The organism is Roseivirga sp. 4D4, assembly GCF_001747095.1.
GTDB lineage: Bacteria > Bacteroidota > Bacteroidia > Cytophagales > Cyclobacteriaceae > Roseivirga.
This window is the reverse complement of record NZ_MDGP01000001.1, coordinates 1810554-1829157: the sequence shown is the minus strand read 5'-3', so window position 1 is coordinate 1829157 and position 18604 is coordinate 1810554. Positions and strand designations below refer to the sequence as shown.

At 41.1% G+C, this 18604-nt stretch carries 20 protein-coding genes and 1 tRNA gene; 6 read left to right on the top strand and 15 right to left on the bottom strand.

All coding sequences use genetic code 11. The annotated features are described in order from the left end of the window. Positions 1-4: 4 nt before the first annotated feature. The 3 genes from folE to BFP97_RS07830 form a co-directional block, all read right to left on the bottom strand. The gene (folE, locus tag BFP97_RS07840; protein WP_069841891.1) at positions 5-700 is read right to left on the bottom strand and encodes a GTP cyclohydrolase I FolE; all 696 of its coding nucleotides are present in this window, start codon (positions 698-700) and stop codon (positions 5-7) included. Next, the gene (locus tag BFP97_RS07835) at positions 663-1070 is read right to left on the bottom strand and encodes a 6-pyruvoyl trahydropterin synthase family protein (RefSeq protein ID WP_069841890.1); all 408 of its coding nucleotides are present in this window, start codon (positions 1068-1070) and stop codon (positions 663-665) included. Before BFP97_RS07835 ends, folE begins: the two co-directional genes overlap by 38 nt. Positions 1071-1194: 124 nt before the next feature. After that, entirely contained in the window at positions 1195-2736 is a 1542-nt protein-coding gene (locus BFP97_RS07830) for a kelch repeat-containing protein (RefSeq protein ID WP_069841889.1), read from the bottom strand. Positions 2737-3069: 333 nt separating this feature from the next. Here BFP97_RS07830 and BFP97_RS07825 point away from each other — a divergent pair, with 333 nt between their 5' ends. Beyond that, a complete protein-coding gene (locus tag BFP97_RS07825; protein WP_139135226.1) occupies positions 3070-3657 on the top strand; it encodes a hypothetical protein in 588 nt (195 codons plus the stop codon). Positions 3658-3931: 274 nt separating this feature from the next. Then, a complete protein-coding gene (locus BFP97_RS07820) occupies positions 3932-4330 on the top strand; it encodes a hypothetical protein (protein ID WP_139135225.1) in 399 nt (132 codons plus the stop codon). A gap of 371 nt (positions 4331-4701) precedes the next feature. On the opposite strand, the gene BFP97_RS07815 is transcribed toward BFP97_RS07820, so the two are convergent. The 8 genes from BFP97_RS07815 to BFP97_RS07780 form a co-directional block, all read right to left on the bottom strand. After that, positions 4702-5118: a BrxA/BrxB family bacilliredoxin gene (locus tag BFP97_RS07815; RefSeq protein ID WP_069841886.1), complete on the bottom strand. Its 417-nt coding sequence runs from the start codon at positions 5116-5118 to the stop codon at positions 4702-4704. A gap of 22 nt (positions 5119-5140) precedes the next feature. Next, a complete protein-coding gene (locus tag BFP97_RS07810; RefSeq protein ID WP_069841885.1) occupies positions 5141-5461 on the bottom strand; it encodes an SUF system Fe-S cluster assembly protein in 321 nt (106 codons plus the stop codon). Position 5462: 1 nt separating this feature from the next. Further along, positions 5463-5900 (bottom strand): SufE family protein, encoded by a 438-nt coding sequence (locus BFP97_RS07805; protein ID WP_069841884.1) that lies wholly within the window; start codon positions 5898-5900, stop codon positions 5463-5465. Further along, entirely contained in the window at positions 5900-7141 is a 1242-nt protein-coding gene (locus BFP97_RS07800) for an aminotransferase class V-fold PLP-dependent enzyme (RefSeq protein WP_069841883.1), read from the bottom strand. Before BFP97_RS07800 ends, BFP97_RS07805 begins: the two co-directional genes overlap by 1 nt. A 2-nt stretch (positions 7142-7143) precedes the next feature. Next, positions 7144-8469: a Fe-S cluster assembly protein SufD gene (gene sufD / locus BFP97_RS07795; protein WP_069841882.1), complete on the bottom strand. Its 1326-nt coding sequence runs from the start codon at positions 8467-8469 to the stop codon at positions 7144-7146. Between the two features lie 3 nt (positions 8470-8472). Then, positions 8473-9231, bottom strand: a complete 759-nt coding sequence (sufC, locus tag BFP97_RS07790) for a Fe-S cluster assembly ATPase SufC (protein WP_069841881.1) — start codon at positions 9229-9231, stop codon at positions 8473-8475. Between the two features lie 34 nt (positions 9232-9265). Next, positions 9266-10711, bottom strand: a complete 1446-nt coding sequence (gene sufB, locus BFP97_RS07785) for a Fe-S cluster assembly protein SufB (protein WP_069841880.1) — start codon at positions 10709-10711, stop codon at positions 9266-9268. Between the two features lie 120 nt (positions 10712-10831). After that, positions 10832-11299 (bottom strand): Lrp/AsnC ligand binding domain-containing protein, encoded by a 468-nt coding sequence (locus BFP97_RS07780; RefSeq protein ID WP_069841879.1) that lies wholly within the window; start codon positions 11297-11299, stop codon positions 10832-10834. Between the two features lie 446 nt (positions 11300-11745). Between BFP97_RS07780 and BFP97_RS20710 the strand changes: the two genes are divergently transcribed. The 3 genes from BFP97_RS20710 to BFP97_RS07770 all read left to right on the top strand — a co-directional run bounded on the left by BFP97_RS20710 (position 11746) and on the right by BFP97_RS07770 (position 14341). Beyond that, a tRNA-Glu gene (locus BFP97_RS20710) sits at positions 11746-11858 on the top strand. A gap of 304 nt (positions 11859-12162) precedes the next feature. Then, the gene (locus tag BFP97_RS07775) at positions 12163-12597 is read left to right on the top strand and encodes a hypothetical protein (protein ID WP_069841878.1); all 435 of its coding nucleotides are present in this window, start codon (positions 12163-12165) and stop codon (positions 12595-12597) included. A gap of 64 nt (positions 12598-12661) precedes the next feature. Next, positions 12662-14341 (top strand): AMP-binding protein, encoded by a 1680-nt coding sequence (locus BFP97_RS07770; protein ID WP_069841877.1) that lies wholly within the window; start codon positions 12662-12664, stop codon positions 14339-14341. Between the two features lie 47 nt (positions 14342-14388). Here the strand turns inward: BFP97_RS07770 and BFP97_RS07765 are convergent, their stop codons facing one another. The 3 genes from BFP97_RS07765 to BFP97_RS07755 form a co-directional block, all read right to left on the bottom strand. Beyond that, positions 14389-14940 carry an energy transducer TonB gene (locus tag BFP97_RS07765; RefSeq protein WP_069841876.1) on the bottom strand — a complete coding sequence of 184 codons (552 nt, stop codon included), beginning with the start codon at positions 14938-14940 and terminating at the stop codon, positions 14389-14391. Between the two features lie 91 nt (positions 14941-15031). Continuing rightward, positions 15032-15238, bottom strand: a complete 207-nt coding sequence (locus BFP97_RS07760; protein WP_069841875.1) for a DUF2892 domain-containing protein — start codon at positions 15236-15238, stop codon at positions 15032-15034. A gap of 194 nt (positions 15239-15432) precedes the next feature. Continuing rightward, complete coding sequence (locus tag BFP97_RS07755; protein ID WP_069841874.1) at positions 15433-16512, bottom strand: serine hydrolase domain-containing protein; 1080 nt, start codon at positions 16510-16512, stop codon at positions 15433-15435. A gap of 84 nt (positions 16513-16596) precedes the next feature. On the opposite strand from BFP97_RS07755, the gene BFP97_RS07750 reads away from it, so the two are divergent. Continuing rightward, on the top strand, positions 16597-17016 hold the full coding sequence (locus BFP97_RS07750) for a hypothetical protein (protein WP_069841873.1): 420 nt from the start codon (positions 16597-16599) through the stop codon (positions 17014-17016). Here BFP97_RS07750 and BFP97_RS07745 read toward each other — a convergent pair whose 3' ends face one another. Then, positions 17017-18597 carry an N-acyl-D-amino-acid deacylase family protein gene (locus BFP97_RS07745; protein ID WP_069841872.1) on the bottom strand — a complete coding sequence of 527 codons (1581 nt, stop codon included), beginning with the start codon at positions 18595-18597 and terminating at the stop codon, positions 17017-17019. Positions 18598-18604 lie beyond the last annotated feature (7 nt).

Here is an 18604-nt window from a genome sequence, read left to right as displayed (position 1 = left end):
TTGGCTATTTGAGTTTGTTCCCTATGTAAGTCAGAAGCTCGTTCTTTGTGCTGTCTTCCTTAAATTTCCCATCAAACTGGGCAGTAACTGTACTGCTGTTCACATCTTGAACACCACGAGAAGACACACACAAGTGCTCCGCGTCAATTATGACTGCCACATCTTCTGTTTCAAGAATGCTTTTGAGCTCATTGGCAATTTGGACAGTAAGTCGCTCTTGCACTTGCGGTCTTTTTGCGTAATAGTTGACGATGCGATTGATTTTCGATAGTCCAATTACCTTACCACTCGATATATAGGCGACATGTGCCTTTCCTATAATAGGAACAAAATGATGTTCACAGTTAGAATAGAAAGTGATATCCTTTTCAACCAGCATTTCATTGTACTGGTACTTATTTTCGAATAGTGCCACTTTAGGCTTGTTGGCTGGGTTTAATCCGCTGAAGATTTCTTGGATATACATCTTGGCCACTCTTTTTGGAGTTCCGCTCAGACTATCATCAGTCAAATCCAAGCCCATGATTTCCATAATATCTCTGAACTTATCTTCGATCAAGTTCATCTTTAGGTTATCATCCATGTCGAATGCACCTTCCTTGAGCGGGGTATCATAGCTAGTACCTATATGCTCATCACCAATCTCTTCTACTGTCAAACCGTTAAGCTGGGTATTCAACATAGTTTCGTTCTGTCTCATATAATGTTACTTTCAGATCGAGTTCAGGCTCGATTTTTTCTCTTAGGATGTTATAAATCACGACAACAATATTTTCAGCCGTAGGGTTTAGGTTTTCGAACTCAGGGACATCGAGGTTAAGGTTCTTATGATCAAGCTTGTCAGAAACATTCTCCTTGATTAAGTCGCTCAATACCTTCATGTCATATACATAACCCGTTTCAGGGTCAGGTTCACCACTTACCTTGACAATTAACTCGTAATTATGGCCGTGATAATACTTGTTATTACACTTCCCAAATACTTGCTCGTTCTTTTCTTCCGACCAATTGGGATTGTGCAATCTATGGGCAGCATTAAAATGCTCCTTTCTAAAAACCGCTACTTTCATTCGTGATTGTTTTATAGAGTAAGAAGTTTGCTTACTACTCAATTTGTTTCACTGGTCCTTTAACACAAGGTGGTAGAGAATTGTTCAGCTAGGCATTAATAAAAAATAGAATAGGGGAGATGATCTAGTTAGTCCTCCAAATATCCTCAAGGATTCCACTATTGTTACTTCCACCACTCACCCAAATGGAATTGTTAAATGAGAAAATGGCCATTTGATCTCGAACATCAAATATTGGGTTCGTGTCTTGCTGAGTCCAATTCAGGCCGTCTGGGGAAGTCCAAACGTCATTAAAACGGTTGCCTGTATCATCATCCCCACCAATAACCCATAAGAGGTTATTGTACGCTATGGCTCCGTGTAACCACCTTTCAACAAAGAGGTTGCCGCTTACGAAGACTTCTGTCCAACTGATACCATCAGTGCTCATCCATATATCATTGCGTTGTCTCTGTAATTGATCGCCATCCAGATCGGTACCTGCAATTAGGACCATTTGGCCATTGAACACCGTCAATGAATGACCTAGTCTTGGTGTAAATAAATTTCCGGTTGTTGTCACTTGGCTCCAAGTTGATCCATTGGAACTCATCCATACTTCGTTTTTGAAAGCCCCATCACTTCCTCCAACAACCCAGATGTTGTTATTAAAAACAACTGCTGCATGGTCTGCTCTGGGGCTAAAGATACCTTGTGTATTTACCTGTGTCCAATTAGCTCCATCAGGTGATGACCATACATCATTAGTTCTGCCATTGGCAGTAAAGCCTCCTATAACCCAGATTTTGTTATCAAAAATTACAGCTTCATGCCCGTTGCGTGGCGCAAAGGCATTAGTCGTGTTCACTTGAGTCCAAGTAATCCCATCAGTACTGGACCAGACTTCATTGATTCGATCAATTCCCCTTATTCCGCCTATCGAGAATAATGTTCCATTTAAGTCGACAATTTTATGCCCGTATAATCCTCCGAAAGCCGCATTGGCTGTTGCCTGCGTCCAAGCTATTTCGAAGAGATCATTAAGATTAACTGTCACTATAGATGTCTGGCTCAGTGATCCATTAAACACGTTGATGGTGGCAGTGAGGCTCGTATTTAATTCATAGTCGAATAAGCTTGCGTCTGCCACCGTCAATACTCCAGTGCTCATGTCTAATGCAAAGGCTCCTGCTACGCTCTCATCATCAAGATCAAAGCTTACCGATCCCAAATCTGTTGTTCCTGTAACCGTAACTAAAATGTCTCCATTCGATGGGTTTTCATCGATCGTAATCGTTTCATCCTGTGTACTTACTACCTCCAATACATTATTAAGATTTACTGTAATGGTCGCATTGTCAGTAACACTTCCGATTGAGGCTTCAATTGTGGCGGTTAGGGTAGGGTTAGTTTCGAAATCGAAAGCCTGAGGGTCGGCCACTGAAAGGATTCCAGTGTTGGAATCCAGGTTGAATGCACCAGAAACAGACTGTGAGACTAAATTGAACTGCACGTTTCCGCCACTTATGTTGGCGTTTATTGTGACTACAGACATGCCCGCCTGAGGGTTTTCATCTATGGAAATTATTGCGTCACTGGCGTCTACCGTTGGGTTGGTTTTATTGTTACAAGCAACAAAAGCTAGAGAAAAAATGAAAAGTAGGAGTTGGAAGACGTGCTTTTTCATGTTTTGGTAGAGGATTGTTGAAAAAATAACCGTTTAGTCAAAGTTTAATGAAAAAAAGATTTTTTGGCAAGTGGTATTGATCTTAATAGGTTGGTAGTAAGGTGTTTATGAGGTTTTGTAAGGCCATGCCCTAAGACTTATTTCCTTCATTTTCGTGATTATTCAAGGACAGTTTTACAACTTAAGATGGCTTTGTGACATCTTGTGACATTCGTTTACCCTTCCATGACAAACCCCTGTCGAAACCCCCGTTCATTTGAATAAGAATTCGCAAAAAGGTTATCGCGAAGACTTATGAAGATCAAATACAACAAAAACTCAAAAACAACAAAAATGAAAAAGCAAATCACAAAAGCAGTAGCAGCCATCGTTTTATTGGCTAGTGGATTCTTGGCCTCAGCTAACGAATCTGAAAGAGAAATCTCATTGTCAACTGAAAATCAAAAAGCAGTTGTCCTACAAATGAACAACATCAAGGCAGGAACCCAAATCTCTTTAAGAGATGAAAATGGTAAGCTCTTGTTCGAAGACAAAGCTGATGCAAATCAGTATGGTAAAGTTTTCAACTTGTCACGTTTAGAAAAAGGCCAATTACAATTGGAAATCGAAAATGAAGAGACGCTTGAAATCATGTCAATTGAAGTGACAGAAAGTGCTGCCTCAATAAAATCAGGTAGTGAGCAGGTTTTCCAGAAGCCAATTGTTAAGCATAACGGTGAATCAATGAAAATTTACTTCGGAGAAGGGGAGTCTGGCATGAAAATTACAGTATTAGACCAGTATGGCGATGTTGCCTTCAAAGATAAGGTAGAAGCAGGTAGCGCCTTGAAAAGATACGATGTGTCTAAGCTATCAGGAAAATATAATATTCAGTTTACTGCAGACGGCAGAAGCTTTTATCATACAATCACTCTAGATTAAAAGTGCAATTTTAAAATGGAGGAGACCCCGACTTGTCGGGGTTTTTTTATGCCTTGACGACAAACCTAGGTAAATGTTACACTGTATCATATGTGACAATAAGTGTACGTTTTTGTACAAGTATCTAGTCGTTCTGGCACAAGAAAATTATATAAACAATTGATAATCAGTATTTTAATGTTTTTGGCACAAGCATTGGAACTAGAATGGCAGGTCAGTTGCTTTGGTCAGCAACACTAAAAGATCGAAACTCAAAATAAAACAACAAAAGGTCATGAACTCAATAGCATTAAACAACTTAAGCACTTTGAAGAGACGATTCATACTAGCAATCGGAATCTTAGTGGGAATAAGCACAATGGTACTTGCGAATCCGATTGAGGACAGAGCAAGGTTAACAAAAGAAGAAGCCAAAGAATTAATTTCTATGATTTCTGAAGAATTGGAACTCGCAACTTACGAACCAGTATTGGTTTTTGATGAAGAGGGAATGTTCGAGGAAGTTCAACCGCTTCAGATTATTAAAGTATATGATAACAACGATGAATTGTTGTTAGAAGCACCAATCAGAAAATTACAACAGGCTAAGAATAAGCATTTAAGAAAGCTTTTGAATGCGAGTGATTTCTTAACTGAGTATGATAACATTAAATACTATAGACTGGATTTGTAAGGTTATTCAGACTATAACAAAAAGGGCGCTCATTGAGCGCCCTTTTTGTTTAAAGAGACATGTGACTGGTCTTACAAAAAAGAGGGTCACCAAATTAATGGCAACCCTCTTTCGAATTTTACTGAGTGTACAAAGTAATCTCAGATGTTTAGGGTACAACAATTATAAGATGCATTTGTGAACCAACCAAATGTAAAAAAGGCTCTTGGGTCCCCGAAATGGACTTTTTGTCTGTAAGTAGTTACGAATTGAGTGTGAACGACAGGATAGTATATGTACAAACATCTAAGATTTTTAAAGAAATTTTGATGGGTATAAAAAAAGCCACCCCGACAGGTCGGGATGGCTCTCTTATGATCTATGCTTTTGGATTAGCAGTGCTCTTCGAACACATCTGCTAAGTGGTTTCCTATTACTTCTGCAGATCTACCTTCAATATGGTGACGTTCTACAAAGTGAACCAACTCACCGTCCTTAAAAAGCGCAACTGAAGGAGACGAAGGAGGGAAAGGTAAATGGAATTCTCTCACCTTTGCCGTAGCCTCAAGGTCGCCACCAGCGAATACAGTTGTTAAGTTATCAGGTTGTTTATCAGCAAGCTTTAAGGCCATTTTAACACCTGGTCTTGCCGTTCCAGCTGCACATCCACATACTGAGTTGATTACTACCAAAGATGTTCCTTTGTGATCTGATAGGTGCTCTTCAACAGCTTCTGCTGTTTTTAATTCTGAAAAGCCCGCTTCAGTCAATTCTTGTCTAAATGGGACTAATAAATGTTCTGGGTACATATCTCTACTTTTTATATTCTTATTACATAAAGCCGAGCTCTAACTTGGCTTCTTCAGACATCATGTCTTGGGTGAAAGGCGGATCGAATGTCAGTTCAATCTCAACATCGTTTACACCTTCTATTTTTTTTATTGCTTGTTTTGTTTCTTCCGGAATAACCTCTGCTGCTGGGCAAGAGGGAGAGGTGAGTGTCATTAACACATAAACATTGTTTATTGGAAATACATTGATCTCATAGATCAAGCCCAATTCATAAATGTCTACAGGTATTTCAGGGTCGTAGACTGTCTTTATCGCAGCAACGACTTCGTCTCTCAAGTTTTCTTTCAATCCTTCCGCCATACTAAGCACTTTGTGTTTTGGTAGAAAAGGCTAAGCCATAAATTTTCATCTGCTTCATCATTGCTCCAAAGCCATTTGATCTTTGCGTTCCAATGAATCGATTCAAACCAATCTTATCAATGAAGTATAAGTCCGCATCGATTATCTCCTGAGGAGATTTACCCGAAAGAATTCTTACCAGTAAACTCACTAAACCTTTGGTAATGGCCGTGTTGCTGTCTGCCTCAAACTCTACCTTTCCATCCTCCAGGCCAGCTTTCATCCAAACCTTTGACTGACAGCCTTTCACTATGTTGTCCTCAGTTTTGTTTGCTTCGGTCATCTCAGGCAATTGTTCACCAAGCTCCATGATGTAGCTAATGGTCATTTCCATATCGCCATCTAGCATAGAAAACTCATCTATGATCTCATCCTGTATTTGGTTGATTGCCTGACTCATTATTTGAATTTGGTGATTATGTCTTTCAGAGCTGACACAAAAGTGTCTATCTCAGATTTGGTATTATAAACAGCAAACGAAGCCCTGGCAGTTCCCTCAATACAATAATGATCCATTAATGGTTGAGTACAGTGGTGGCCAGTTCTCACAGCAATTCCCTTCGCATCTAGCCACATACCAAGGTCAAAATGATGGATTCCTTCTACTTCAAAAGAAACAACACTGACCTTTTCTTGTGCAGTCCCAATAATCCTTAAGCCTTCGATTGCTGACAACTGCTCTGTCGCATAGGAGAGGAGTTCTTCCTCGTAAGCCGAAATGTTCTCTTTGCCCAACTCATCGATAAACTCGATTGCCTTCTTCAAAGCGATGACGTTGGCAATGTCAGGAGTACCTGCTTCAAATTTATAAGGAATGTCATTGTATGTCGTTCCACCAAATGAAACATCCTTGATCATCTCACCACCGCCTTGGTATGGGGGTATTTTTTCTAGAATGCCTCTCTTACCATAAAGCACGCCAAGGCCTGTCGGGCCATACATTTTGTGTGCCGAAAAGGCAAAAAAGTCAACATTCAAATCTTTTACATTCACCTCTAGATGAGAGGTAGACTGTGCACCGTCTATCAGCACTTTTGCACCAACGGCATGCGCCATTTTGGTGATCTTTTTTACTGGGTTAATGGTGCCCAGCGTATTGGAAGCATGGTTGAAAGCGACCATTTTGGCCTTCTCTGTCAAGAGTTGCTCTACTTCCTCCAGAATAATCTCTCCAGCCTCATTAATGGGCATTACTTTTAAAATAGCACCTCGTTCTTCACAGATCATTTGCCAGGGCACGATATTGGAATGGTGCTCCATGGCCGAAATCAATACTTCATCACCTTGGTTCAAGAACTTTCGTCCCCATGAACTAGCGACAAGGTTAATGCTTTCAGAAGTACCCTTTGTGAAGATAATTTCTTCAGCCTCATTGGCACCAATGAATTCTTGAACCGCTTTTCTGGTTTCTTCAAACTTTGCTGTAGATCTTTCTGCAAGGGTATGAATGCCTCGATGAATATTGGCGTTATCATTTTGATAATGATGTACCAATGCATCAATTACCCGTTGAGGTTTTTGATTGGTAGCCGCATTGTCAAAATAAATCAAAGGCTTTCCATTGACTTCTTGATCAAGTACTTGGAACTCCTTTCTAATGCGCTCTACATCGATATGGTGATCAGTCAGTGTATTTGACATGATTACTTTTCTAACCTGGCTGTAATAATCTCCTCTACGTAATCTTGAATGGCCTTAATCTCTAGGTTCTCGATTACATCACTTGCAAAAGCATGCAATAGTATGGCTCTTGCTCTTTCTTTTCTGATACCTCTGGCTTGCAAATAGAACAACGCATCCTGATCAAGCTGGCCAGTGGTACATCCATGCGAACATTTTACATCGTCAGCCCAAATTTCCAACTGCGGTTTAGTGTTCACAGTGGCATCATTGGTCATTAAAATGTTTTTATTGGACTGGAAGGCATTAGTTTTTTGAGCATCTTTTCTAACAAAGATTTTACCATTGAAAACTCCTTTTGACTTGTCGTCCATAATGCCTTTATAGAGCTCGTTGGAATAGGCATTTGGCATAGTGTGATCAACCGTGGTGTGGTTGTCAACATGCGTTTTTCCTCCCAAAACATAAAGCCCGTTCATGTGTGCTTCGCAACCTTCGCTATTCAGTTTGATGTCGAGGTTGTTACGTACCATGGCACCATTTAAGGCGATAGTATTTGCTGTAAAATTGCTATTTCTGTCTTGCGCTACATTCACATTTGAAATATGATAAGTAGCATCGGCATCGTTCTCTACTTTGTAGTATTTGGCGTTTGCATTTTCCGCAACAAAGATCTCATTAACGGCATTGGTAAATGACTTCTCTTTACCAAGCGTATCAAATTTCTCAAGAACAGTCACTTGGGCAGACTTTCCAACAACGACAATGTTTCTTGTATTGTAAATAGGCTGTTCACTAGAACTATCACTGACGAAATACAATGCAATTGGCTTATCGACAACGACATTGTTTCCAACATTTATGACTACTCCATTATGACTGAATGCCGTGTTTAAGGCTATGAATGGATCTTTCTCAAAATCTGCCTGTTTGCCAAAGTAATCAGCTACATGGTCCGCGTTTTCCTTTGAAGCCTGCTCGAAAGTATTCACCTCTAAGCCTTCAACTGAGAAGTCATCAGATTTCTCTGCCGAGAATTCTCCATTTATAAATACTAAGTTGTATGCATCGAGATTTGGAATCTTAACGCCTTCGATTTGCTTGGTAGTGATCGATGGGGCAGAGGCCTGCGTATGAAAGTCTATGTTCTTTTCTAAGGCTCTGGTGAGGTTAGTGAACTTGTATTCTTCATCCTTAGGCGCAGGGAAGCCATTGGCCTTCAATGCTTCGAAAGCATTTTTCCTAACCTGATGAATGGCTGACTTGCTCTGACCGTTTAAGCTTTTTTCAAAAGCCTCGAATCTACCAGTCAGTGCATCTAAAATAGATTGACCTGATAATTTGTCCATTGCTTAAACAGTTGCGTCAGCTTCTTCTTTAATCCAATCGTAGCCTTTTGCCTCTAATTCAAGGGCCAAGTCTTTGGTGCCAGACTTAACGATGCGCCCTTTGTACAATACATGTACATAATCCGGCACAATGTAGTCCAGTAGTCTTTGGTAATGTGTCACAACAATAGTCGCATTATCCTTAGACTTAAGTGCATTCACACCGTTTGCTACAATCTTAAGGGCATCAATATCGAGGCCCGAATCAGTCTCATCAAGGATGGCCAACTTCGGCTCGAGCATTGCCATTTGGAATATCTCGTTTCTTTTCTTTTCACCACCAGAAAAACCTTCGTTTAAAGATCGGCTTAGTAATGACTGATCGATTTCAACGAGCTTCATCTTCTCTTTCATCAACTTCAAGAAAGAAACTGCATCTAATGGCTTCTCGCCATGATGTTCTCTGACTTGGTTGATGGCTGTTTTCATGAAGTTAGTAGTACTAACTCCTGGGATTTCTACAGGATACTGAAATGCCAAAAAGATACCTTCTCGTGCTCTTTCGTCCGCATCCATATCCAAAAGGTCCTTACCTAGGAAGTCAACATCTCCCGAAGTAACCTCGTAATCTTCACGACCAGCAAGTACAGAAGCAAGTGTACTTTTCCCCGATCCATTAGGTCCCATGATGGCATGAACCTCTCCAGGTTTTACTTCTAGATTAATACCTCTGAGAATTTCTTTCTCTTCGATTCTGGCCTCTAAATTCTTTATAGATAACATTTTACTCTTTTGTCTTTTTGAAATAGGAGTGTGATTATCCCACTGAGCCTTCTAGGGTCAATGCGAGTAGTTTTTGTGCCTCAACGGCAAACTCCATTGGTAATTGATTCAATACTTCTTTGGCGTAGCCATTTACAATAAGGGCTACTGCTGACTCTTCATCGATACCTCTTTGCTGGCAGTAGAAGATTTGATCTTCACCGATTTTCGATGTCGTTGCCTCATGTTCTACTTGTGCAGATGAGTTCTCAATATCGATATAAGGGAAAGTGTGCGCTCCACATTTGTCACCCATTAATAATGAGTCACATTGTGAAAAGTTTCTTGCATTCTCGGCACGTTTCATCACCTGAACTTGGCCACGATAACTATTCTGAGAATAACCAGCTGAAATACCTTTCGAAACGATTCTCGATTTGGTGTTTTTCCCTATGTGGATCATTTTTGTTCCTGTATCCGCCTGTTGGTAGTTGTTTGTTACCGCAACGGAATAGAACTCACCTTGAGAATTATCTCCTTTGAGGATACATGACGGGTACTTCCATGTAACGGCTGAACCGGTCTCAACTTGCGTCCAAGAAATTTTGGAGTTATCGCCTTCGCAAATACCACGCTTGGTCACAAAGTTGTAAATACCTCCTTTGCCGTTTTTATCACCAGGGTACCAGTTCTGAACAGTCGAATACTTTACCTCCGCATCTTTAGCAGCTTTAATCTCCACTACAGCGGCATGTAATTGGTTTTCATCACGTTGTGGTGCTGTACAGCCTTCTAGATAGCTTACATAAGACCCTTCGTCTGCTACAATCAGTGTTCGTTCAAACTGACCTGTATTAGCAGCGTTAATTCTGAAATAAGTAGAAAGCTCCATTGGGCATCTTACTCCCTTGGGGATATAGGCAAATGAGCCATCCGAAAAGACTGCAGAATTTAATGCAGCGAAGTAATTATCAGAAGTAGGTACTACTGTACCCATGTGTTTTCTTACTAGTTCTGGATGCTCTTTTACTGCCTCAGAAAATGAGCAGAAAATAATACCAAGTTTACCTAGCGTATCTTTAAATGTAGTGGCAACAGATACGGAGTCGATCACTGCGTCTACGGCTACTCCAGTGAGCCTCTTTTGCTCTGTTAATGAAATACCAAGCTTTTCGAATGTCGCCAATAACTCTGGATCAACTTCGTCTAGTGACTTTGGTTTCACCTTTTGTTTGGGAGCAGAGTAGTAGATAAGGTCTTGATAATCGACTTTTGGGTAGTCAACATTAGGCCACTCTGGTTCTGTCATTTTTTGCCAAGTCCTAAAGGCTTCAAGTCGCCATTCAAGCAACCATTCTGGCTCTTCCTTCTTAGCGGAAATGAATCTAACAATATCTTCATTGAGCCCTTTGGGAGCTTCATCTGCTTCTAAGTCTACTGTCCAGCCAAATTCATACTCTTTCGAGGTGAATTCTTCTAAAATCTGGTCGTCATTGCTCATCAAATCTTATTTAGAATGATTTCAAATACAAAGGTACAACCTAAAACCGTAATGAAAGGTTTCAGACTTTCTTTTTTATAAATGGGATATAGAAATTGTTAATTAAAAAATGCCTTAAGACTAGCCATCTAACTCGATACTTCTACTTAATGTTTCCTCCAAAATCACAAATGTTTCTGTACGTTCGATGCCACTTACTTTTTGGATTTTGTCATGTAGTATATCCTTTAAGTGATCAGTGCTTTTAGCATAAATCTTTACAAACATACTATAGTTACCAGTGGTATAATGAATGGAGGTAATCTCAGGGATTTTGGCTAGCTGTTCTGCTACTTTATCATAGAGAGAGCTTTTAGAAAGGAAGACGCCAAGGAATGAACCAACTGTATAACCAAGGGCAGTCAAATTCAAATCGAGTGAAGCCCCTTTGACCACGCCCAATTTTTCAAGCTTATTCATTCGCACATGGACAGTACCGCTTGAGACGTAGGCTTGTTTGGCTACTTCGGTGTATGGTTTCTTCGCATTATGCTGTAGTAGCGATAGAATCTTCAGATCAACGTTATCGATTTCGTAATTATCGGGCATGATTGACTATCTAAATTATGGTATATGTATCAAAATTAATGATTAATTAATTAATCTGTAAAAATTAAGCTATTATGTTAATGATATTATATCAAAATCGTTTGATCTATTAACTTTGAAACAGTTTCAAACGAGAAACACGTTGAATTGACACACTGTAGGATGACGAAATAGGCAGCCGTGCCCTCCTTTCCCGGGGGTGGAGAACAAGAAATAAATTAAACTACCTAAGTAAGGCTAATCTCTCCGTGAAGGTTCGAGTCCTTCTCCTACAGCACAATGAAGATCATTCCTGAAGGGAGTGAATAAAAGTTATTGGAGATTTGGGGCCTTCTAAAGAAGTCCCTGTCTGCCTACAGGCAGGCTTCTCCTACAGCATAACGTTTTAGTATGATTAGTATCAATAGTGAGTGTCTTGCAATCAGGCACTCAATGTTGAGAAACACTGTAGGGTGACGAAACAGGCAGCCGTGCCCTCCTTTCTCGAGGGTGGAGGTTCTGAAATAAAGCCAATCGGCCTAATCACTCCGTGGAGGTTCGAATCCTTCTCCTACAGCCATTCAAAAGGGAACCATTTCGGTTTCCTTTTTTATACACTCTTTTTGGATGAGAACCTCGGTTCGACATCGAGCGCAGCGAAGATTCACGAGGGGCAGTGCGGCATGCCTTGCGCGTATGAGTAATCCTTCTCCTACAGCATCTTAAAAAGGGAGCCATTTCGGTTTCTTTTTTTTATACTCTTTTTAGACGAGAATCTCGGTTTGATCCCGAGGTCTCGGGACACCAGGGGGCGTGCTACGTAGCTTATGAGTGCGAATAATCCTGCTGCTTGCTTTCCTATTACAGATGAAATAGATTGTGTTATGGATTCTAACTATCCGGAGATAGTCGCCCTAAATGATATCTACATTGCCCATCAGGTTTATATCAAGATCGATAGAAGCCAGGTTTTGGGTGATCAGCAATATTATCCAAGAGTGGATTTTAAATTCTCAGGCAAAAAATTTCACCTGTTTGTCGATGATGAGTATGATGATTTTAGAAACAACTATCCACTGCTCAACCTCTGTTTGGTACTTAGGGAATTGGAAGGCTATGAATATGCCGATGATTACTATGTTTGGTGCCAAGAAAGAAGTTTAGATGCAGGGAGTCCTCAGGTCAAGGACAACTATGCACATTTAGGTGAGGTTTATTCAGCCATCAAATCAATTATGGGCAAGATCGATAGCCAGGTATCGGATTTTGACTTTGAAATGAATGCCCGGGCAGCACAGGCCTTAAGAAGGAGTAAGTGAGTTAAGATATTGAATTGATGAAACTACATTTCTCTTATATTTGGTGTTAGCCAAATTTTATTGAATGAGTACTCACCCTTGGATCGCCAATTATCCCGCGGGGATAGCGGCAGAAATCTCAGAAGACAGACCGGAAAACTTACTTGAACTGTTTAATCAAGCTTTCAAAAGCTTCGGAAGCCGAGAGGCCTTTGAAAACATGGGAAAGGTCTTAACCTTTCAGGAAATCAACCTTCAGTCAGATTTCTTCGCGGCATATCTACAAAATGAAGTTAATGTCCAGAAGGGGGATCGTATTGCCATTCAAATGCCTAATTGTCTACAGTATCCTATTGTCCTGATTGGGGCTTTAAAGGCAGGTTGTGTCGTTGTAAATACTAACCCGCTGTATACACCTCGTGAAATGGAGCATCAGTTCAACGATGCCGAAGTCAAGGCCATAGTCATCATTGCCAACTTTGCCCATAGTCTCCAGGAAATACTTCACAAGACTAAAATTGAACATGTGATCGTCACAGAGTTGGGTGATTTGCTAGGTGGCCTGAAAGGTAAGCTGGTGAATTTTGTGGTGAAGAATGTGAAGAAAATGGTGCCTGCCTATTCTTTACCAACGGCTAAGAAATTCAATGCGGTAATGAAGAAAGGGGCACGGATGAAATATACCAAGCCAGAAGTTCAGTCATCAGATACTGCCTTTTTACAATATACAGGCGGAACTACTGGAGTATCGAAAGGCGCTACTTTGTCTCACAGTAATGTAGTGGCACATACTTTCGCCATAAACAATTGGTTTACGCCATTGCTTCAAGAAGGACAGACAGAATTGATGATTACTGCCATTCCGCTCTATCACATTTTTGCTCTGAATGTAAACTGTACTTTCATGATGCACATTGGAGCCAAGAATGTCTTGATTACCAACCCTCGGGATATGCCGGGCTTTATCAAGGAATTGAAGAAGCATCCTTTCACATTGTTTACGGGAGTAAATACACTTTTCAATGGACTGCTAAATCAACCAAATTTTGGTGAGGTGGATTGGAGTCATTTAAAAGGAGCTATCGGTGGAGGTATGGCAGTGCAAGATTTTGTGGCTAAGAAGTGGGAAGAACAAACGAAATCTCCTTTGGTCGAAGGTTATGGCCTTTCCGAGACGTCTCCTGTGGCCAGTTGTAATCCTCTGGATGGAAGTCATCGGATGGGCACCATTGGTCTACCGATTTCTTCAACTGAATTATCGATTTGTGATGATGAGGGCAATCACTTACCACAGGGTGAGGTAGGGGAGATCTGTATTAAAGGTCCACAAGTAATGAGTGGCTATTGGAAAAAGGACAACTCAGGTGTCTTCTTTGAAGGTAGGTGGTTTCGGACTGGGGATATTGGACAAATGGACGCAGATGGTTTCTTCAAGATTGTCGATCGGAAGAAGGATATGATTAATGTGTCTGGCTTCAACGTATTCCCGAATGAAGTAGAAAACGTCATTGCCGATCATGAGAAGGTTTTAGAGGTGGCTGTTATCGGTATTCCTGACAAAAAGTCTTCTGAATGTGTAAAAGCCTTTGTAGTTAAAGGTGATCCATCTCTGACCGAGAAAGAATTAAGAGATTTCTGCGAAGAAGAGCTGACCGGGTATAAGAAGCCGAAGTATATCGAGTTTGTCGATGAACTCCCAAAGACCAATGTCGGGAAGATTCTCAGGAGAAAGTTGAAGGAGATGGAAGCAGCAAAGGATAGCTAATAAAAAAAGCCTCATAAGAGGCTTTTTTTATTCCATGACCTTTGGACTCAATTGTTTTCTTCTGTTTCGTAGATGATTGCTTTGTCTTTTTGTTCATAGACTATCACCTCGTCCACTTTCTTCGGTTCTTGGATTTGAATTACGCTGAGGTTTTTGTCATTCATTCTAAAAGCAACTCGTGCCGTCAATCTAGTTCTCACGGCTTGGTTCTTTTGCGTGCCAGGTACCCAATTGGGGCCGTCCATATACACTCTTAGTGCTTCCTCACCTAATCCACCACCAGGGTTTCTAAGTAGTTTAAAATCACTCAGTGATCCATCAGTTTCTACAATAAAGGTCATATATACATTTCCTTCAATGCCTTTTTCTTTTGCTTCTTGAGGATAGATTAAGTTTTCACCAAGAAATTTTCTATAAGCTTTTAGTCCTCCAGGGAAGGTAGGATCTTGCTCAACAACCAGAAAGACTTTGTCGTCTGCAGGCTTTTCGTGAATTGTTGAACCGACTTCGTAATCGCTTCCTTCGGGTTCTACAAACATTTCGGCATCTTCACACGAAACAATAATGACAATGGCTAATAATAGGGATAGTTTTTTCATAGCAGGGTTGTTTAACTAATTAATTAAATACAGAACTAATATATTAGTTAATTGTTACAAAAAAAAGCCACACCGAGGTATGGCTCGTTTGTCATGAAGTCACTTTACATGTTTTCACACCGAAAATGGCATAAATAGGGCAGAAGCCTGTTAAGCTTGTCAATGTGAAGATACCTGCGGCAACGAGCGCGACTGTACCCCAAAGACTCGTTACAGTTCCTGTGGCATAGAGTGCTACTAACGCAGCTACAATTACTAATCTCACGATTCTGTCAATGGATCCCATGTTCTTTTTCATCGCTTTTTATTTTAAGGTTTCTATCAAAATTGAAATACCGAAAATGATGCCTGTACAGATCAGACATACCATCAAAAACTTGATGATTTTACTTTTCATGGGATGAATTTCAACAATGTGACCAAATCATTATGTGACTTAAGTCACATAATCAAGTCATTTTGATCAGGTTTTGTCCCTATAGGTCTGCTGGCTTACTTGATAAAGAGTTCCATCAGCTCGTACTGGAGTCCACCATAGTTCAATGGATACATATTTCCGACTATTGCCAGGACCGTTTCGGTTTCTGGGTGGATCATGAAAAATGTGGTTCCTCCTACAGATCCACCACTGTGACCATAAAATGTATTACCGCTTGGTCTTTTTAAGGTTCTCCAACCAATTCCATAATTGGTTTCCCTGCCATCCGTGGTTGTCTGAGAAGTCATCCATTCATCTAGAGTAGACTGTTTTAAATAACCCGCCTTCATATGTGCTTGACCAAACTTGCAAAGGTCTTCGGTAGTGCCCACGAAGCCACCACCAGCCCATTTATAGCTATTGTCTACATAGGGTGCAATCACTGCCTCACCATTTCTCTTCTGATAGAATTGTGTTCTATTGGCAATATCGTGATCCGCATGATCAGGTACCGTGTTTTTCATTCCAATGGCATCAAAGACCTCTTGTTGCATAATGGACAAGAAGTTTTTACTGGAGAGAAAGCTGGCTTGGGGGGCTGCTGCATTTTCCATGGCAGCAGAAATCAGGTTCCAACCATAGGATGAGTAGGAGTATTCCGTTCCCGGTTTATTGATGAGTGGATCATTGATGAATATAGCAAGTCCGTCAACCACATCTTCGTATTTCACACGGCTCATGAATTCAGCACCTCGATAATGCCTTATGCCAGCCAAGTGTCCTGCGAGCATTCTCAATGTTATAGTTTCACCTTTGTCTGGCCATGCTGGCACATACTTTTGAATAGGTGCGTCCAGGTCCACCTTCCCATCTTCATACAGCCTGGCAAGTCCTGCTGCGGTGAGTGTCTTGGATACGCTTCCTATGCGGAACTTAGACTTTGATGGATCGACTGGAATCTTCTTTTCACGATCGGCATAGCCAAAGCCTTTTGAGTAGACCAGCTCTCCCTTTTGAGAGATTGAGATACTCAATCCAGGAACTTTGGTTCTTTCGACAAACGCTTGCAGCTTTTCGTCAGCTATTGCTTCATTTGACTGGGCTGTAAGCGCCAGAGGTAAGACAGTAAGTAAAAGAATCAAGAATCTCTTCATGGCTTTAAAGGCTAAATTGACTGATTCAATTTACAACCATTTTGGCATTTGTGTAGTCAAAGGAGAAAAGGGTAAACAAAACCGATGAAAACCATAAAGTATGTCTTCCTAATTCTGCTCATCGCTGGTGGATCATTTTCCTGTGAAAATGAGGATGAATTATCCATTGAATCTTTAGATGAAAGTGCCTTGGTTGGCTGCTGGACGAATTCATATGAAGAGGGCGATGGTATTTATCGCGGTTGCCAAAGTCAATCTTTCCCGGCAAGCCGATTTAGGCAAGTCTTTGAATTTCGTGCTGATTTTACTTGTGATTATCTGGTCTTGGCAAGTAATGATGCCCACTATCTACAAGAGGGACGGTGGAGTTTCAATGATGAAAGAAATGAAGTCAGTATCCTGGATCTCGAAGGAAACGCTTTACTGAGTTTTGTGATTACTGATGCCAACCAAGAGTCCATTACAATACTGGTGACTTCTCAGAATAAATTTATTGGAGACTAATTAATCATCTCCTTTTCGTAGTACTTCACCTCCAAATTGAGGTCCCTCCAGACCTCCCTGATAGGTCAGTTTACCATTCACAAATACCATAGAAATGCCCTCTGGGTAATGGTGTGGGTCTTCGAATGTACCCTTTTCATTTATTAAGCCTGGGTGGAATACGGTGATATCCGCTTGCATACCTTCTTTTATCCAACCTCTATCCTCAAATCCCAATCTTTCGGCTGGGAGGGAGGTCATTTTTCTGAGGGCTAACTCCAGGCTTATAATTCCTTTATCTCTCACATAATAACCCAATACTCTAGGGAAGGTGCCATAGCTTCTAGGATGAGGATGTCCTCTTCCTGGTTCTACCAAACCTCCATCTGAGGCTACCATAGCGAGTGGGTGTTGCATAATCCGCTGAACATCCTCTTCACCGATGGCATGGAAGATACATTGGGCTCCGCCATTTAGTTGGCCTTCTATGACTAAGTCAGCGCCTATGGTAAAAGACGGATCCAGACCTTTTTCAATAGCCCAATCTTTCAGGGTTTTTCCATTCAAATCTGGTTTCCAGCTAACATTTGCAAACTGTACCACATTCAAGTCCGCCCCACCGCGATCATTCTCAATATTGAACATGATCTCTCGATGAATGCGTTTCCTAGTAACAGGATCGTTGACCCTCTTCTTGAACTCTTCCTGCCCACCGGCCATTGCCCAAGTAGGAATCAATACGGAAAGGCCTGTTGAGCTAGCAGTATAGGGGTACTGATCCATCATGACGTCAATGCCGACTTTTCTTGCCGAGTCCACCATGGCTAAAGTTTTAGTACTGGCACCCCACATAGGCTTGCCTATGGCCTTATGATGCGTAAGAACAATTGGAATATTGGCTTCTCTTCCAATGACTAATGCTTCTCTGACACCTTCAATCAATCCAAGCCCTTCTTCTCTGAGATGAGATGTATAGATGCCCCCTTGTGCTGCGGCTACTTTCGATAATTCAATCACCTCTTCCAATGAAGAGAAAGAGCCGGGTACATATTTCAAACCCGTGGAGATGCCATAAGCACCGTTATCCATGGCCTCTTTTACCAGATCCTTCATGGCTTGAAGTTCATCACTAGAGGGGGCACGATTCTCTGTACCCATTACTTTTCTTCTAATGGTATTGTGTCCAACTAGCCAGGCAGTATTGATGCCTAAGTCGTAGGTTTCCAGGCTATCAAGGTATTCGCCCATAGGAGAGGGGCCTCTACCATCCGGGCCAGCCAAAACTGTTGTTACACCTTGTCTGATAAAGCTTGTGGCATCAGGCATACGCATTATTCTCTCAATATGAGCGTGAACATCGATAAAGCCCGGGCTGATGATCTCCGTACCGTTGAGCATGACAGTACGGTAAGCAGATTGGCCTTCCAAATCGCCAATGGCAATTATTTTACCATCCTTAATACCTACATCAAGGGGTTGCTCTGAAAGAGATTGTCCATCAAATACCAGCCCGTTCAATAAGAGCGTGTCATATTTATCATAGAACAAGAAGCAACTGTTGCTCAAGAAGAACAATGCAATTATGGGTAGAGTCTTTTTCATTAGTCAG

Excerpts from the sequence above, each read along its gene's own strand:
- folE (WP_069841891.1), bottom strand. The coding sequence starts at position 700 with ATGAGACAGAACGAAACTATGTTGAATACCCAGCTTAACGGTTTGACA.
- BFP97_RS07835 (WP_069841890.1), bottom strand. The coding sequence starts at position 1,070 with ATGAAAGTAGCGGTTTTTAGAAAGGAGCATTTTAATGCTGCCCATAGA.
- BFP97_RS07830 (WP_069841889.1), bottom strand. The coding sequence starts at position 2,736 with ATGAAAAAGCACGTCTTCCAACTCCTACTTTTCATTTTTTCTCTAGCT.
- BFP97_RS07825 (WP_139135226.1), top strand. The coding sequence starts at position 3,070 with ATGAAAAAGCAAATCACAAAAGCAGTAGCAGCCATCGTTTTATTGGCT.
- BFP97_RS07820 (WP_139135225.1), top strand. The coding sequence starts at position 3,932 with ATGAACTCAATAGCATTAAACAACTTAAGCACTTTGAAGAGACGATTC.
- BFP97_RS07815 (WP_069841886.1), bottom strand. The coding sequence starts at position 5,118 with ATGTACCCAGAACATTTATTAGTCCCATTTAGACAAGAATTGACTGAA.
- BFP97_RS07810 (WP_069841885.1), bottom strand. The coding sequence starts at position 5,461 with ATGGCGGAAGGATTGAAAGAAAACTTGAGAGACGAAGTCGTTGCTGCG.
- BFP97_RS07805 (WP_069841884.1), bottom strand. The coding sequence starts at position 5,900 with ATGAGTCAGGCAATCAACCAAATACAGGATGAGATCATAGATGAGTTT.
- BFP97_RS07800 (WP_069841883.1), bottom strand. The coding sequence starts at position 7,141 with ATGTCAAATACACTGACTGATCACCATATCGATGTAGAGCGCATTAGA.
- sufD (WP_069841882.1), bottom strand. The coding sequence starts at position 8,469 with ATGGACAAATTATCAGGTCAATCTATTTTAGATGCACTGACTGGTAGA.
- sufC (WP_069841881.1), bottom strand. The coding sequence starts at position 9,231 with ATGTTATCTATAAAGAATTTAGAGGCCAGAATCGAAGAGAAAGAAATT.
- sufB (WP_069841880.1), bottom strand. The coding sequence starts at position 10,711 with ATGAGCAATGACGACCAGATTTTAGAAGAATTCACCTCGAAAGAGTAT.
- BFP97_RS07780 (WP_069841879.1), bottom strand. The coding sequence starts at position 11,299 with ATGCCCGATAATTACGAAATCGATAACGTTGATCTGAAGATTCTATCG.
- BFP97_RS07775 (WP_069841878.1), top strand. The coding sequence starts at position 12,163 with ATGGATTCTAACTATCCGGAGATAGTCGCCCTAAATGATATCTACATT.
- BFP97_RS07770 (WP_069841877.1), top strand. The coding sequence starts at position 12,662 with ATGAGTACTCACCCTTGGATCGCCAATTATCCCGCGGGGATAGCGGCA.
- BFP97_RS07765 (WP_069841876.1), bottom strand. The coding sequence starts at position 14,940 with ATGAAAAAACTATCCCTATTATTAGCCATTGTCATTATTGTTTCGTGT.
- BFP97_RS07760 (WP_069841875.1), bottom strand. The coding sequence starts at position 15,238 with ATGAAAAAGAACATGGGATCCATTGACAGAATCGTGAGATTAGTAATT.
- BFP97_RS07755 (WP_069841874.1), bottom strand. The coding sequence starts at position 16,512 with ATGAAGAGATTCTTGATTCTTTTACTTACTGTCTTACCTCTGGCGCTT.
- BFP97_RS07750 (WP_069841873.1), top strand. The coding sequence starts at position 16,597 with ATGAAAACCATAAAGTATGTCTTCCTAATTCTGCTCATCGCTGGTGGA.
- BFP97_RS07745 (WP_069841872.1), bottom strand. The coding sequence starts at position 18,597 with ATGAAAAAGACTCTACCCATAATTGCATTGTTCTTCTTGAGCAACAGT.